At 61.8% G+C, this 14278-nt stretch carries 13 protein-coding genes; 6 read left to right on the top strand and 7 right to left on the bottom strand.

What is annotated here, in order from left to right; all coding sequences use genetic code 11:
- Positions 1–112: 112 nt before the first annotated feature.
- The 4 genes from yghU to GKKCFE_RS13545 all read right to left on the bottom strand — a co-directional run bounded on the left by yghU (position 113) and on the right by GKKCFE_RS13545 (position 3957).
- Entirely contained in the window at positions 113–952 is an 840-nt protein-coding gene (yghU, locus tag GKKCFE_RS13560) for a glutathione-dependent disulfide-bond oxidoreductase (protein WP_107322815.1), read from the bottom strand.
- 129 nt (positions 953–1081) lie between these two features.
- Complete coding sequence (locus GKKCFE_RS13555; RefSeq protein ID WP_445578009.1) at positions 1082–1816, bottom strand: substrate-binding periplasmic protein; 735 nt, start codon at positions 1814–1816, stop codon at positions 1082–1084.
- Positions 1817–1841: 25 nt separating this feature from the next.
- Positions 1842–3185, bottom strand: coding sequence for a diguanylate cyclase (locus tag GKKCFE_RS13550; RefSeq protein WP_160892140.1), 1344 nt, complete (start codon positions 3183–3185; stop codon positions 1842–1844).
- A gap of 1 nt (position 3186) precedes the next feature.
- Entirely contained in the window at positions 3187–3957 is a 771-nt protein-coding gene (locus tag GKKCFE_RS13545) for a substrate-binding periplasmic protein (protein WP_445578008.1), read from the bottom strand.
- Between the two features lie 262 nt (positions 3958–4219).
- Here GKKCFE_RS13545 and treA point away from each other — a divergent pair, with 262 nt between their 5' ends.
- Positions 4220–5851 (top strand): alpha,alpha-trehalase TreA, encoded by a 1632-nt coding sequence (treA, locus tag GKKCFE_RS13540; protein ID WP_445578007.1) that lies wholly within the window; start codon positions 4220–4222, stop codon positions 5849–5851.
- Between the two features lie 68 nt (positions 5852–5919).
- On the opposite strand, the gene GKKCFE_RS13535 is transcribed toward treA, so the two are convergent.
- Positions 5920–7326, bottom strand: a complete 1407-nt coding sequence (locus tag GKKCFE_RS13535; RefSeq protein ID WP_076384241.1) for a GntP family permease — start codon at positions 7324–7326, stop codon at positions 5920–5922.
- A gap of 59 nt (positions 7327–7385) precedes the next feature.
- Complete coding sequence (denD, locus tag GKKCFE_RS13530) at positions 7386–8342, bottom strand: D-erythronate dehydrogenase (RefSeq protein WP_445578006.1); 957 nt, start codon at positions 8340–8342, stop codon at positions 7386–7388.
- Positions 8343–8533: 191 nt separating this feature from the next.
- Between denD and GKKCFE_RS13525 the strand changes: the two genes are divergently transcribed.
- The 5 genes from GKKCFE_RS13525 to otnI all read left to right on the top strand — a co-directional run bounded on the left by GKKCFE_RS13525 (position 8534) and on the right by otnI (position 12871).
- Positions 8534–9250: a FadR/GntR family transcriptional regulator gene (locus tag GKKCFE_RS13525; RefSeq protein ID WP_230682588.1), complete on the top strand. Its 717-nt coding sequence runs from the start codon at positions 8534–8536 to the stop codon at positions 9248–9250.
- Positions 9251–9313: 63 nt separating this feature from the next.
- Entirely contained in the window at positions 9314–10180 is an 867-nt protein-coding gene (ltnD, locus tag GKKCFE_RS13520) for an L-threonate dehydrogenase (RefSeq protein WP_047225864.1), read from the top strand.
- Between the two features lie 2 nt (positions 10181–10182).
- Entirely contained in the window at positions 10183–11454 is a 1272-nt protein-coding gene (gene otnK, locus GKKCFE_RS13515; protein ID WP_445578005.1) for a 3-oxo-tetronate kinase, read from the top strand.
- Positions 11451–12089, top strand: coding sequence for a 3-oxo-tetronate 4-phosphate decarboxylase (gene otnC, locus GKKCFE_RS13510; RefSeq protein WP_047225618.1), 639 nt, complete (start codon positions 11451–11453; stop codon positions 12087–12089). The genes otnK and otnC overlap by 4 nt, the downstream gene beginning before the upstream one ends.
- Before the next feature lie 5 nt (positions 12090–12094).
- On the top strand, positions 12095–12871 hold the full coding sequence (gene otnI / locus GKKCFE_RS13505; RefSeq protein WP_076384251.1) for a 2-oxo-tetronate isomerase: 777 nt from the start codon (positions 12095–12097) through the stop codon (positions 12869–12871).
- Positions 12872–12955: 84 nt separating this feature from the next.
- Here the strand turns inward: otnI and GKKCFE_RS13500 are convergent, their stop codons facing one another.
- The gene (locus GKKCFE_RS13500) at positions 12956–14179 is read right to left on the bottom strand and encodes a zinc-dependent alcohol dehydrogenase (protein ID WP_076384253.1); all 1224 of its coding nucleotides are present in this window, start codon (positions 14177–14179) and stop codon (positions 12956–12958) included.
- Positions 14180–14278 lie beyond the last annotated feature (99 nt).

Here is a 14278-nt window from a genome sequence, read left to right as displayed (position 1 = left end):
ATCATCGATTCACGATTCGTGTTTAATCCGCGCAGCGGTCAGCGATTCGGATAGCGCCCGGCCCACCGCGGTTGCTATCCGGTGCTGACAGGAAAAGACCGGCCCGGCCCCTTCAATCCAGATCCTCAGCCCGATGCCGCTCCGGCACTTGGCTCGCTTCATCACCCCACGTGCGGTTCACTCGTTGCCCCCGGATCACTGCCGGTCGATTGGCGATCTCCTCGGCCCAGCGTTGCACATGGGTATATTCGTGGGCAGCCAGGAACTCGGCAGCCGAGTACACGTTGTCGCGCACCAATTGACCATACCAGGGCCAGACCGCGATATCGGCGATGGTGTAGCTGTCTGCGGCCAGGTATTGGCTTTCGCCAAGACGGCGATTCAGGACGTCGAGCTGGCGTTTGGCTTCCATGGTGAAACGATTGATGGGGTATTCAAGTTTATCGGGCGCGTAAGCGTAGAAATGACCGAAGCCTCCACCCAGATAGGGGGCTGCGCCCATCTGCCAGAACAGCCAGTTCAGGGTTTCGGTGCGTCCGGCCGGGTCGGTGGGCAGGAAGGCGCCGAACTTTTCCGCCAGGTACAGCAGGATCGAACCGGACTCGAAAACCCGGATCGCCGGCTCCACGCTGCGATCGAGCAACGCCGGGATCTTCGAGTTCGGGTTGATCTGGACAAAGCCACTGGAGAACTGGTCGCCCTCGTTGATGCGAATCAGCCAGGCGTCATATTCGGCGCCGGTGTGCCCCAGCGCCAACAGCTCCTCCAGCAGGATGGTCACCTTCACGCCATTGGGCGTGGCCAGTGAATAGAGCTGCAGCGGATGTTCGCCCACTGGCAATACTTTTTCATGGGTCGGCCCGGCGGTAGGGCGGTTGATGTTGGCGAACTGGCCGCCAGACGGGGCGTTGTATTTCCAGACTCTGGGCGGTACATAGGGCGCTTTGCTCATGGGAGGGGCCTCATTGCCGACTTGCAGTGACCGCGTGAACCGCGGAAAAAAGCTCTGGCCCAAGCCTGCCATAGGAGGGTCAGCGTCAGCAAATCACCCCGCCTGCACGTACTGCATTAGGCTTACCCGCTAACGCTCTTCAGTCATGATCCGATCCACTTCGCCTGAAGCCTTGAGCTTCGCGAAAGCTTGTTGAGCCCGGGTGACGATTTCGTCTGGGGTGCTCAGGCTAAACGCCATGTGAACTCGGTGGGGTTGTTCATCCAGGGAAAAGACCTCCTCCAGCGTGGTGAAATCCACTTGGGCATCTTTGCTCATCAGGCGCGCAGTATTCTCGGGCATCGGCAGCAACTGAATCTGCTGATTCAACAGTTTCTGAAAGTTATCGTGGTTGTCCGCCGATACCACCAGCCGGGTAAAGCCTTTCTGCTGCAGGTAAACCTGCTTGGCGTCATTGCGCACCACGCCTATGGTGTACTGCTTGGCGTCTTCAAGGTTGTCAACGGCGATGCCGCCACGTCCACGCAGCTTGTAGAGCTTGGTCGTCGCCCGATGGATTTCACCCACCCACTTGAACATCTGCTCACGGGCCGGGGTGCGATCGAGCGGGAAGATCATCACATTGGGTTCATGCAGCGCTTTTTCGTAAGCGCGTGCCCATGGGTACAGCAACATGCGGTAATCGCTGATCCCTGCGCCTCTCAAGGTTTCGTCGGCTATTCGAGTGCCCGGGCCGACGAGCGCGCCTTCACGCAGGTAGGCGTATAACGAGTCTTCGGTCACGACTTCGATCGCCTCGGCGTGACTTTTCACGCTGATCAAGGCCAGGAGCAAGCACGAGCAGAGCATCAGGCGATAGTGCATACAGACCTCGCAGCACACGGTGGTTTTATAAAGCGACGCAATTGCGCCCCTGGCGTTTGGCCCGGTACAACGCCTGGTCGGCGCGTTGCAGCAGTTGATCGAAGTGATCCATGGTTTTGGTGTCCAGCTCGGCGACGCCGATGCTCAGGGTGACAAAAGGGGAAACCGCTGAGCCGCCATGGGGCAGTGCAAGTTCAGCCAGGCTTTCACGAAACCGCTGGGCTGCCTCGCATGCCTGGCTGGCGTTGATATTGGGCAATACCACGACAAACTCCTCACCCCCCAGGCGAGCAGTCAGTTCGCCGGAGCGGCCGAAGACACTGCGCAGGGTCCCGGCGATCTGTTTCAAGCACTCGTCCCCTTTGATATGGCCGTAGGTGTCGTTGTAGATCTTGAAGAAATCCACATCGCACATCAGCACGGCCAGCGGGGTGTTGTGGCGGATCGCACGGCGGAATTCGACATCCTTCAGTTCATCGAAGTAACGACGGTTGGCCAAGCCCGTCAAGGCATCGTGACGCGACAGCGCTTCGAGGGCCTGGTTGGCGGCCTTGAGTTCCGAAGTGCGCGCCTCGACCAGTTCGGCCAACTGGTCGCGACTGGCTGCAAGGGCCAGTTCGTCCGAGTGCTGGCGCTCCAGATGGGCGTGGAGGTTGTCTTGCAGTGCATTGACTTTGGATTCGAGCAGGCTCAACTCGTCCTGGCGCCGGACCGAACGTTGCAGCTTGAGGTGGAAGTTGAGTGTTTGTGGTGAGAGTTTCCCCAGATGCCGGGCGATATGGACAACGTGCACGGTCACCAGGCGGTTGAACATGGTCATGACCAGGCCGGCCAGCAGCAACGACTGGATCACCTGCGTGATGACGATGCTGCGGGCTTCGTCCCAGAGGCGTTCCCAAAGCAGGTTGTTATCGCCCTCGATGGTCAGTTCACCGACCTTTTCGTTGGCGCCGATGTAGGGCTGCGCGACGAGCTGGCGATGCAGCACCGGCGCCACGCTGGATGCATTGCTGGCATATCGATTGAACTCGATGATTTCTGGCGCCTGTCCGGGGCGCAGGATATTGAGTGCCACGCGTCCCACCGGCGCCGCATTCGCAACGCTGGTGATCTGCTTGTCCAACGATTCACGGTCCATTTCCCAAATGGCATGGGCCAGGGTGTTCTGGAACACCTGGTCGATCAGGACCAGCTCGGAATTCATCTGCGCCAGATTGTTTTCCCAGGCCTGCCAGGTACGCAGCGTGACCATCGCCAAGGTAAAGCACAGGCAGAACACCAGCGTGGCCAACACCAGACGCCGTCCCAGCGAGCTGAACGTCCTGGTTTTTGGCGGATGGATGGGGACAGTCCGAAAATCGTCGGCCATGTCATAACCACTTGCGCATGATGGCGTCGTAAACGCCATTACGGCGGATGGTCTCCAGGCCTGAGCGGAATTTCTCGACCGTCGCGGCCGGCGTCTTGCGACTGAACGCCATGCTCAAGCCATCCTGACTGCTCAATTCGGGAAGCGGCAGCGAGCGGATCAACACTTTATCCGGGTCTTCACCATTCTGGCGGGTCAGGTACAGCGCGTTGAGCTCGTTGGAAATCCATAGCTCCACGTGATCGACCTTGAGCTTGCGGTAGTTGTGTTCGTACTTGTTGCTCGACTGCAGGTCTGTACCAATGCGGAAACCCTTCGACACCAGGTATTGCTCACCCACGTCCTGATTGACGGTGGCAATCTGGTGACCGTGCGCATCGTCCAGCGAGTTGAGTTTTACCGGGCGCTCAGCCAGCGAATACATGTACCACTGGGTTGGGGCGATGGCCCCGACCCACTGGAAAAGTGATTCACGCGCAGGCGTTCGAACGATTGAATAGATCAACACGTTACTTTCATTGAGCGCCAGTTCGTAGGCCCGCGCCCAAGGCATGGGCTGGATGGACGCCTCTACGCCGACCTCCTTGAGCACCGCCTGGACCACCTCGGTGCTCATACCGGTCACTCGCCCGTTCTGCGTCATGTTATAGGGCGGCAGTTCTTCCGTAACGATGCGCAGCGCATTCTCTGCGGCGGCGTTTGGCACGGCTGTGCTTGCAGCCAGGAACACCAGGACGCAGCTCATCAGCAGACGGTTAAACGGCAAAATCATCGAGAGTTACCCTATGCAACCAGCAGTGCCGGCGCGGCCTGGGGGCCGTTGACTTAATGTGTTATCGGCTGGGCCTATACGCGCTTGAGTGTCATCCGTCGAAACCGGGGGGCATTGAACCTGGGGCGGTCGGGCCAGACCCTGTGAAAAACTTGAGTGTGGCCTCTCTTGTTCCAGCTGTCGATTCGGCGACATTTAATGAACCCGGGTTTGTTCGGCCGTGTCAGTCGTTTGTCAGGAACGACAAATGATGGAGCCGCTGATGCGACCACTGTATTTCACCAGCCTGTCCTTCGCCGCGTTGCTGTGCGCGGCTTGCTCAAGCCAACCGCCCGCGACCTGGGGCTACATGGATGCCAAGGAACGGGCCAATCTGCCGCCCGACCAGGCATATCCCGAGTTATTCGAAGCCGTGCAGAACAACCAACTGTTCACCGACCAGAAGCATTTCGTCGACGCACTGCCCACCCGCGACCCCTCGAAAATCCGTGCCGAATACCTGGCTCGTCGCGACAACAGCGACTTCGATCTCGAAACCTTCGTGAAGGACAACTTCATCGAGTCCGGCGCAGCGCAAAGCCCGGCACCGAAACCGGGCGCGCCCATACAAGAGCACATCGACAGCCTTTGGCCCGTGTTAAGCCGTACCTATCGCCAAGTGCCGCCCTACAGCAGCCTGTTGCCCTTGCCACAACCCTATGTCGTTCCAGGCGGACGCTTTCGCGAGATGTACTACTGGGACTCCTACTTCACCATGCTCGGGCTTGAACAAAGCGGTGATCAGGCCCAGGTGCGCCAGATGACCGATAACTTTGCCTATATGATCGACACGTACGGGCACATTCCCAATGGCAATCGCACCTACTACCTGAGCCGCTCACAACCGCCATTCTTCGCTTACATGGTGCAGTTGCAGGCGCACATCGAAGGTGACCAGGCGTTTGGGCGTTACCTTCCACAACTGCAGAAGGAATACGCCTATTGGATGCAGGGCGCCGAGGGGCTCAAACCGGGTGCCGCCGCGCAACATGTGGTCAAGCTCGCCGATGGCAGCGTGCTCAATCGCTATTGGGATGCCCGTTCGACGCCGCGACAGGAATCCTGGTTGCAAGATGTCAAAACCGCCGAACAGGCCTCGAACAGACCTAGGCAAGAGGTCTGGCGTGATCTGCGTGCCGGCGCGGAGAGCGGTTGGGACTTCAGTTCGCGCTGGCTCGGCGACGGCCAGAACCTGGCAACCATACGCACCACATCCATTGTGCCCGTGGACCTGAACAGCCTGCTCTATCACCTGGAGCGCACCATCGCCAAGGCGTGTGAAACCGTGCAAAACACGCCATGCGTCCAGAACTATGGTCAGCGCGCAGAACGGCGGCAGCGTGCCATCGAGCAGTATTTGTGGAATGCCGATGCAGGGTTTTACGTGGACTACGACTGGCAGCAGCACCGTCAACGCCCGCAACTGACAGCCGCCACGCTGTTTCCTCTTTACACCGGCCTTGCCTCCGCGGACCACGCCAATCGCACGGCCGAGGCAGTCCGTGATGGTCTGCTGCGCCCTGGCGGCATTGCCACCACGCAGGTCAGCAATGGCCAGCAGTGGGACGAACCCAACGGTTGGGCACCGCTGCAGTGGGTGGCGGTTGAGGGGCTGGATCGCTATGGGCACACCGCGCTGGCGCAGCAGATTGGCACTCGCTTCCTGCAACAGGTACACAATCTTTACCGCAAGGAAGACAAGCTGGTAGAGAAGTACGACGTATCCGGGCGGGGAGATGGCGGGGGAGGTGGCGAATATGAGTTGCAGGACGGTTTCGGCTGGACGAATGGCGTGACGCTGAAACTGTTGAGCAAATATGGCGCACGTTCCTCCGCAACGACTGTGGGTGAATGAGCTGGCGCTAAGAGCAAGGGACAAACCTGGGCAGGACTTATCAGTTCCTGCCCAGGTGCCCGGCACTGTTATCCGAGAATGGCGTTGAAGAGCAACAGGGTGAGCAGGGAGGTGAACCAGCCGATCGTGGTCGGAATCGACCAGGTCAGCATCTGATGCTTGGCGTTGGTGACCCCGAGCATGCGGTTGACTACCCAGAAATAGCTGTCGTTGAAGTAGCCAAAGACCATCGAGCCAATGGCCGCCGCCTGGGCGGCGAAGACCATGTTAACGTCGGGAATCGAGGCCAGGATCGGCGCCGAAATCGAGGCGCCGGTGATCATTGCCACGGTGCCGCTGCCCTGGATCAGGCGCACTAGGGACGCGATCACGAAGGGGATCAACACCGCCGGCAGCGGCAAGGTGGCGACCCATTCGCCCATGTACTGACCCGCACCGCTGTCGCGCAACACGGCACCCAATGCACCACCGGCGCCGGTGACCAGCAGGATGATGCCGGCGCTTTCTACGCCTTTTTCCATGTGCGCGATGACTTCCTCACGCGGGCGCCGCGGCACCAGTCCATACAGTGCCGCCACCACCCCGAGGCCGACAGCGATGACCGGGTTGCCGACGAAAGCGATGGTCTGACCGAACAGGCTCTGGGTCAGGGTGCTGTCGCCGTTGAGTTTGCCGAGGGCGACGACCAGGGTGTTGGCGAAGATCAGCAGGATGGGCAGCACGATCGGCAGCATCGACAGCCACAGCGGCGGCAGTTCGGCCTCGCGGGCATCGGCGCGTTCGAGTACTTCACGATAGGCGGTGGCGGGTTCGACCGGAGTTTGGCCGCTTTGCGCGATCATCGCCTCGATGCGTGGGCCCATGAAGCGGGCGTAGGCCACCAGCACGAAGGTGCCGGGAATGGTGAATACCACGCCCCAGAAAATCATCAACCCCACGTCGATATTGAAAATCCCGGCAATCCCCAGTGGCCCTGGCGTCGGTGGAACCGCATGGTGGGTCAGCATCAGGCCGCTGGCCAGGGCAATACCCAGGGTCAGCATCGATTTGCCGCTGTTGCGCGCCAGTGCCCGGACCAACGGGTTGAGGATGACGAACGCCGAGTCGCAGAAGATCGGCACCGAGACGATGTAGCCGGTCACCATCATCGCCCACTCTTCGCGTTTGTTGCCCAGCCAGCGCACGAAGGTATAGGCCATCCGCTCGGCGGCGCCGGAGACTTCCAGCAGGCGGCCCATCATCACACCGAAACCGATGACCAGGCCGATGGTCGACAGCGTGGCACCGAAGCCGGTGGTGATGGATTTGACCAGCGCGTCGGGCGCCATGCCGCCACCCAGGCCGGCGATCGAAGCGGCGATGATCAGCGCCAGCAGGGCGTGGATGCGGGTCTTGAGAACCAGCACGATGAGTATGACGATGGCCAGGACCAGGCTCACCATCAGCTGTGGGCCGGCGATAGAAGTTGCGTCCATTGGGTAATCACTCTTGTTGTTATTGGATGGAACGACGGCACCGCACGGCGCCGCCTGGGTCAGTGATTCATGCTGAGCTGGTGCGCCCTTACCACGCTGTCGAAGTCGGCATCACCGCGAAAGCCCAATTGCAGCGGCCTTTGGATGTCGAAGTTGCCGGGCCAGCTGCAGACGATGCGCTGGATCCGCTCGTCCGGCTCAAAGCTGACCCGCGCGCGCGCCGCCTCGCCACCGACACGGGCGAGACTGTCGAGCATTTCGCTGACCCGCACGCTGATGCCGGGCAGGTTGAGGGTCCGCCGCAGGCCAAGCGCCTGGCCGTCCAGGCGCGCGGCATGGACCAGGTTGTCGACCACGGTCTGCGGCGAAGACAGCCACATGCGGGTATCCAGTGGTACCGGACAGTTGCTCATCTCGCCGGCCAGGGGCTCGCGCAGGATGCCGCTGGCAAATGACGAGGCCGCTGCGTTGGGTTTGCCGGGGCGAACGGAAATGGTTGGCAGGCGACACACCCGGCCATCGATGAAGCCCTTGCGCGAGTAGTCATTGATCAGCAGTTCGGCCATGGCCTTCTGCGCGCCATAGGACGATTGCGGCAGCGGTGCGAGTTCTTCGGGCACCTGCTCGGGCATCGGCCCACCGAATACCGCCAGTGAACTGGCGAACACGAAACGCGGTGCCTGGGCCTGTTGGCGGCAGGCTTCGAGCAGGGCGCGGGTCGCATCGAAATTGACCCGCATGCCAAGGTCGAAGTCGGCTTCGGCCTGGCCACTGACGATCGCGGCCAAGTGATAGACCAGGGAGGTTTCTGGGCCGATCAGCGATTTGATAAAGGCCGGGTCGCAGATGTCGCCGGTGTGCGACACCACCCGAGGGTCATTGATGGGGCAGGGCGCCAGGTCGACCGAGACGAGGCTGGCACCGGGGGGCAGCAAGTCACTCGCAGTGGGCGCCAGCAGCGCTTCGATCAGGCGGGCGCCGAGAAAGCCAGCGCCGCCAGTTACCAGGATCTTCATGTATTGCACTCCGCTTAAGGAGAATATTCGGGGCAGGGTGCCGAACGCCCCGTATTCTTGTTATTTGACGAACCAGGTGACAAGCAGTTGTCATGTTGTATGATGAATTTAACGTGGACGCAACCGTTGCGTGTTTTCTTCTTGCCCACAGCGGGTGGCAAGGCAGCGCGACGATTGCCGGGAGAATTTGAGTGGACAGTCTGAACGACGTTACCCCCAAGCTGGCCGAACGGCTGGCCAAACGCCTGAGTGCAGCGGTCCATGACGGCCAGTTGGCCGCCGGGAACCGCCTGCCCACCGAGCAGGCATTGTGCGAGCAGTACGGTGTGAGCCGCACGGTGGTGCGCGAAGCGATTTCGATGCTCAAGCGCGAAGGCATGCTCACTTCGCGCCAGGGCAGCGGCACCTTCGTCGTGCCCAATCCCAGTGTCGCGCTGCGCCTGTCTCCGCCCCAGGGCAACTTCGAGGCGGTGGTGGAAATCCTCGAGTTGCGCAGCGCGCTGGAGATCAAGGCCGCCGAGCTGGCCGCGGCACGGCGCACCAATGCGCAACTGCGGGCGATGCAAAACGCCTTGGCCGAGCTTGACGAAGCGGTCGAGCGGGGTGAAGACGGCGTGCGCGAAGACCTCGCCTTCCACCGTTCGGTGGTGGCCGCCACCGGTAACCAGCACTTTCTCGAAACCATCGATTTTCTGCACCAGCTGCTGCAACAGGCGATCAGAGTGACCCGTCGCAACGAGGCGCGTAACGCCCAGTACATGTGTCAGGTCGATCAGGAGCACCACGCGCTGCTCGCCGCTATCGCCGCAGGTGACAGTGAGGCGGCACGTACCGCGGCCTCCTCGCATCTGCGCAACGCCGAAGTCCGCCTGCGCGAAGCGCGAAGCGAGGCCGACGCGTCCGGATAACAACCACAAGAGGATTCACCCGTGACAGCAATATCCAGTATTGGTGTGGTCGGCCTGGGCTCCATGGGCCTGGGCATGGCGCGCGCGCTTTTGCGCGCTGGTCTGCCCGTATGGGGCTACGACATCCGCGAGGATGTGCGCCAGGCCTTCATCGCCGAAGGTGGCCAGCCGGTCAGTGCCCTGAGTGACAGCGCCGCGCTCAGCGACCTGCTGTTCATCGTGGTGGTCAACGCCGCGCAAACCGAGCAATTGCTGTTCGGCGAGCAAGGTATTGCGGCGCGGTTGCGTCCGGGCTCCGTGGTCATTGCCTGCGCAACCATCTCGGCGGCGGCTGCGCGGCGCATCAGTGGGCGCTTGGCCGAGCATCAGGTGCTGATGCTCGATGCGCCGATTTCAGGCGGGGCGGTGCGCGCCGAAGCGGGCGAGTTGACCATCATGGCCTCGGGGCCGGAGGCCGCCTTCGAACGGGCGCAAACGGCACTTGCCGCCGTCGCCGCCAAGGTCTACCGGCTGGGTGAAGAGGCCGGGCAAGGTTCGCAGATCAAGCTGGTCAACCAGTTGCTCGCCGGGGTCCACATTGCCGCGGCGGCCGAAGCCATGGCCTATGGCATTCGTCAGGGCTGCGATCCCGAGGCGCTCTACGAGGTGATCAGTCACAGCGCCGGTAATTCCTGGATGTTCGAAAACCGCGTGCCGCATTTGCTGGCGGGTGATTATCGACCGCGCTCGGCGGTGGATATTTTCGTCAAGGATCTGGGCCTGGTGCTCGACAGCGCCCAGGAGGCGGTCTTCCCGCTGCCGCTGACCGCCAGCGCCCACCAGATGTTCAAGCAAGCGTCGGCTTCCGGGCTGGGGCGCGAGGATGATATCGCCGTGGTGAAGATATTCCCCGGTATCAACCTGCCTGCCGCCGCCAACGAGGAGATTTGACCATGCCCCTGATCGGATGCATCGCCGATGACTTCACCGGAGCGACCGACCTTGCCAGCATGCTCGTGCGCGGCGGCGCCCGTACTGTGCAGACCATTGGTGTCCCACACGGGCCCTTGGCGGTGGGCGACGCCGACGCCCTGGTGGTGGCGCTCAAGTCGCGCAACCTGGCGCCCGATGAAGCCGTCGCACAGTCGCTGCAGGCGCTGGAGTGGTTGCGCCAGCAGGGCTGCCGACAGTTCTACTTCAAGTATTGCTCGACGTTCGACTCCACCGCTGAGGGCAACATCGGCCCGGTCAGCGATGCGCTGCTCCAAGCCCTGGGCAGCGACTTCACCGTGGCCTGTCCGGCCTTTCCGGAAAACCGCCGCAGCGTGTTCAACGGCTATCTGTTCGCCAATGACGTGCTGCTCAACGAAAGCGGGATGCAGGACCATCCACTCACACCTATGCGCGACGCCAACCTGCTGCGCGTGTTGCAGCCGCAGACACGCCACCCGGTCGGCCTGATCGGCTACCGGACCCTGCGCGCCGGCGTCGAGGCGACCCGTCAGCGGATCGCCGCGTTGCGCGCCGAGGGCGTGGGCATCGCCATCAGCGACGCTATCGATAATGAAGATTTGCAGGTGCTCGGTGCCGCCTGCGCCGATCTGCCGTTGGTCACGGCCGGCTCGGGGCTGGCGCTGGGCATGGCCCAGGATTGGCAGGCCAGAGGGCTGTTGCAGGCCAACGGCGAAGCCAGCCGGCTGGAGGCGGGTTGGGGGCGCCAGGCGATTCTCAGCGGTAGCTGTTCGCGAGCGACCCTCGGCCAGATCGAGCAGGCGGCAGCGGTCTATCCTGCCTTTCGTCTTGAGGCCGCCGAGCTGATGGCCCGCGGTGACGCACTGGTGGCCGAGGCCCTGGCCTGGGCTGCCGGCCACCCGGGGCCGGTGCTGATCTATGCCAGCAGTCCAGCCGACGAGGTACGCCGGGTGCAACAACAGTTCGGTGCGCAGCAGGTCGGTGAACGCATTGAATCGGCGTTGGCGGCGATTGCCCGTGCGCTGGTCGAACAGCAGGGCGTGGGCCAATTGCTGGTGGCCGGTGGCGAAACCTCCGGCGCAGTGGTCGGTGCGCTGGGCATCGAAGGTTTGCGCATCGGGCCGAGCATCGACCCCGGCGTGCCCTGGACCCAGACGCTCGGCCAATCCGGTCGGCCGCTGACGCTGGCGCTCAAGTCCGGTAACTTCGGTAGCGCCGATTTCATGATCAAGGCCTGGGAGATGCTGGCATGACAGAAAGCCAATTGCGCGAAGAGATCGTCGAGATCGGCCGTTCCCTCTACCTGCGTGGGCTCAGCCCTGGCTCCTCCGGGAATATCAGCGTGCGTCTGGACGATGGCTGGCTGCTGACACCGACCAACGCCTGTCTCGGTCGCCTGGACCCGGCCGACATCGCCAAGCTCGACTGGCAAGGTAACCACCTGGCCGGCAAACCCGCCTCCAAGGAAGCGTTCCTGCACCGTGCCGTCTATGAAGGCCGTGAAGATTCCGGTGCCATCGTGCACTTGCATTGCACGCACTCGGCGGCGGTCTCGTGCCTGGATTGCCTGGACGCGACGTCGTGCCTGCCACCGCTGACACCCTATTTCGTCATGCGTGTGGGGCGCTTGCCGCTGATTCCGTACCACCGGCCCGGTGATCCGCGGCTGGGTGAGGCGATTCGCGGGCTGGTCGGACAGCACAGTTCGGTGTTGCTGGCCAATCACGGGCCGGTCGTTTCGGGCAAGAGCCTGGAGGCGGCCACCTATGCCATCGAAGAACTCGAAGAAACCGCCAAGCTCTACCTGTTGCTGCGCCAGCAGCCGGTACGGGCGTTGGACGACGAACAAATCGAAGAACTGCGCCAGACCTTCGGCGCCCAATGGTGACTGCAATGCCACGTTTCGCTGCCAACCTCAGCATGATGTTCAACGACGCACCTTTCCTGGATCGCTTCGGCCGAGCCGCCAAGGCCGGCTTCAAGGGCGTGGAATACCTGTTCCCTTATGAGTTCGCACCGGCCGAACTGGCCGGACGTTTGGCCGAGCACGGGCTTAGCCAAGTGCTGTTCAACCTGCCACCCGGGGATTTTGCCGCAGGCGAGCGCGGCATCGCGGCGTTGCCGGGGCGCGAGGCGGAATTTCGTGAAAGTGTCGACCGGGCCATCGAATACGCCCACGCCCTGGGCTGCCCCAAACTGCACGCAATGGCCGGACTGGTGAGTGACGAGAGCCAGCGTCCGCGCATGCGCGAGGTCTATCTGGAGAACCTGCGTTACGCCGCACGACGTTTGGCCGAGCACCAACTGACACTGCTGATCGAGCCGATCAACACCCGCTCGATTCCGGGTTACTTCATCAATCGCCAGACTGAGGGCCATGCAATCCTGGCCGAACTGGGCGAGCCGAATCTGCGTGTGCAACTGGACCTGTTCCATGCACAAATCATGGAAGGCGATCTGATTGCCGGTTTCCAGCGCTTCCAGGCCGGTGTCGGGCATATCCAGATTGCCGGCGTGCCGGATCGGCACGAACCGGACCTGGGAGAAGTGAACTACCCGTACCTGTTCAAACTGCTCGACGAGGCCGGCTACGATGGCTGGATCGGCTGCGAGTACAACCCCCGCGGCCTGACCGAGGATGGCCTGGGCTGGTTTGCGCCCTGGCGCTGAGCCGAGAGGGGTAGGGCGTCCAGGCAGGGCGTGAGGGCATGCGATGAATACAAACCCTCTCGCCCCAGACGCCGGATAAGTCCCCTACGTACTCAGCAGAACGGCCTGGTCATCATTGACCGGCAAGGCAATATCGGGCTCGCCGGGTGTCAGGATGACCTTGCGACAATCTTCCTGTTTTTTGTCGAATAGCTTGTAGCCCTCGGCGGCCTGTTCCAGGGACAGGCGATGGCTGATGATGACTTCAGGGCTAAGGCGACCGGTCTCGATATGGCCAAGCAGCTCGGGAAGGTATCGCTGCACGTGGGTCTGGCCCATTTTGAAGGTCAGGCCTTTGTCGAATGCGTCGCCGAACAGGAAGCCGTGGATGAAACCGGCATACACGCCCGGTACGCTTACGACCCCACCGCGCCTGACCGCCGCAATGCATTGGCGTAACGCCTTGCCGCTGCTGCCTTCGAGTTTAAGCGTAGCCAGCACTGTTTCGGTGGTGCTGCCTTTGGCTTCAAAACCCACGGCATCCACCACGCCGTCCACGCCCCGCATGCCCTTGGTCTGGCGAATGATCGTGTCCGCCGGGTCGTCGTCTTCATCAAAATTGATGGGAATAACGCCATAGGTTTTCTGTGCATAGGCCAGACGATAGGGGTGATGATCGACCATGAAGATCTGGTCGGCGCCCAACATCCGCGCGCAGGCGGCGCTCAGTAAACCGACCGGCCCGGCGCCATAGATGGCAATACTCGAGCCGTTGCCGATCCCGGCGTTGGTCACCGCTTGAAAGGCGGTTGGCAAGATGTCCGAGAGGAACAGCACCTTCTCGTCCGAGAGGGTTCCCGGCACTTTGAAAGGCCCGGTGTTGGCCTTTGGTACCCTTACATACTCAGCTTGTCCGCCAGGGATACCGCCGTACAAATGACTGAAACCGAACAGAGCTGCCCCGGGCGGGATTGCCTTCTTGTTCAGAATCGCGCCACGACCCGTGTTGGTCGTTTCGCAAGCGGCGAACAAATCCATCTGACAGAAGAAACAGCTGCCGCAGGCGATAACGAAAGGCACAACCACTCGATCGCCGGGTTGAACGGCGGTCACCGCTGAACCGGCTTCTTCAACGATTCCCATGAACTCATGGCCGAAGATGTCGCCATGTTCGACAGCGGGAATTTTTCCGCGATAAAGGTGCAGATCGGAACCACAAATCGCCGTTGCCGTGACACGCAGAATGATGTCGTCACTGTCCTCCAGGACCGGGTCGGGGACCGTGTCGACTTTTACACTGTGCGCACCGTGGTAAGTGAGTGCTCTCATGACTTCCTGCCTCTGGGTAGCGTGGTGATATAGGGCAGAGGCGGGAGGCTGGATGGAAGTTCAGAGCGTTAGCGCAGGTACGTGACTGGCGGTCATCAT

The sequence above is a fragment of the Pseudomonas sp. E141 genome (assembly GCF_052659885.1).
Note: the sequence above shows the minus strand (reverse complement) of the source record. Positions and strands in the feature narration are given on the sequence as shown.

Coding starts and splice junctions, on each gene's coding strand:
- ltnD (WP_047225864.1), top strand. CDS start 9,314: ATGGGCCTGGGCATGGCGCGCGCGCTTTTGCGCGCTGGTCTGCCCGTA.
- denD (WP_445578006.1), bottom strand. CDS start 8,342: ATGAAGATCCTGGTAACTGGCGGCGCTGGCTTTCTCGGCGCCCGCCTG.
- treA (WP_445578007.1), top strand. CDS start 4,220: ATGCGACCACTGTATTTCACCAGCCTGTCCTTCGCCGCGTTGCTGTGC.
- GKKCFE_RS13545 (WP_445578008.1), bottom strand. CDS start 3,957: ATGATTTTGCCGTTTAACCGTCTGCTGATGAGCTGCGTCCTGGTGTTC.
- yghU (WP_107322815.1), bottom strand. CDS start 952: ATGAGCAAAGCGCCCTATGTACCGCCCAGAGTCTGGAAATACAACGCC.
- GKKCFE_RS13550 (WP_160892140.1), bottom strand. CDS start 3,185: ATGGCCGACGATTTTCGGACTGTCCCCATCCATCCGCCAAAAACCAGG.
- otnK (WP_445578005.1), top strand. CDS start 10,183: ATGCCCCTGATCGGATGCATCGCCGATGACTTCACCGGAGCGACCGAC.
- GKKCFE_RS13535 (WP_076384241.1), bottom strand. CDS start 7,326: ATGGACGCAACTTCTATCGCCGGCCCACAGCTGATGGTGAGCCTGGTC.
- otnC (WP_047225618.1), top strand. CDS start 11,451: ATGACAGAAAGCCAATTGCGCGAAGAGATCGTCGAGATCGGCCGTTCC.
- GKKCFE_RS13555 (WP_445578009.1), bottom strand. CDS start 1,816: ATGCACTATCGCCTGATGCTCTGCTCGTGCTTGCTCCTGGCCTTGATC.
- GKKCFE_RS13500 (WP_076384253.1), bottom strand. CDS start 14,179: ATGAGAGCACTCACTTACCACGGTGCGCACAGTGTAAAAGTCGACACG.
- otnI (WP_076384251.1), top strand. CDS start 12,095: ATGCCACGTTTCGCTGCCAACCTCAGCATGATGTTCAACGACGCACCT.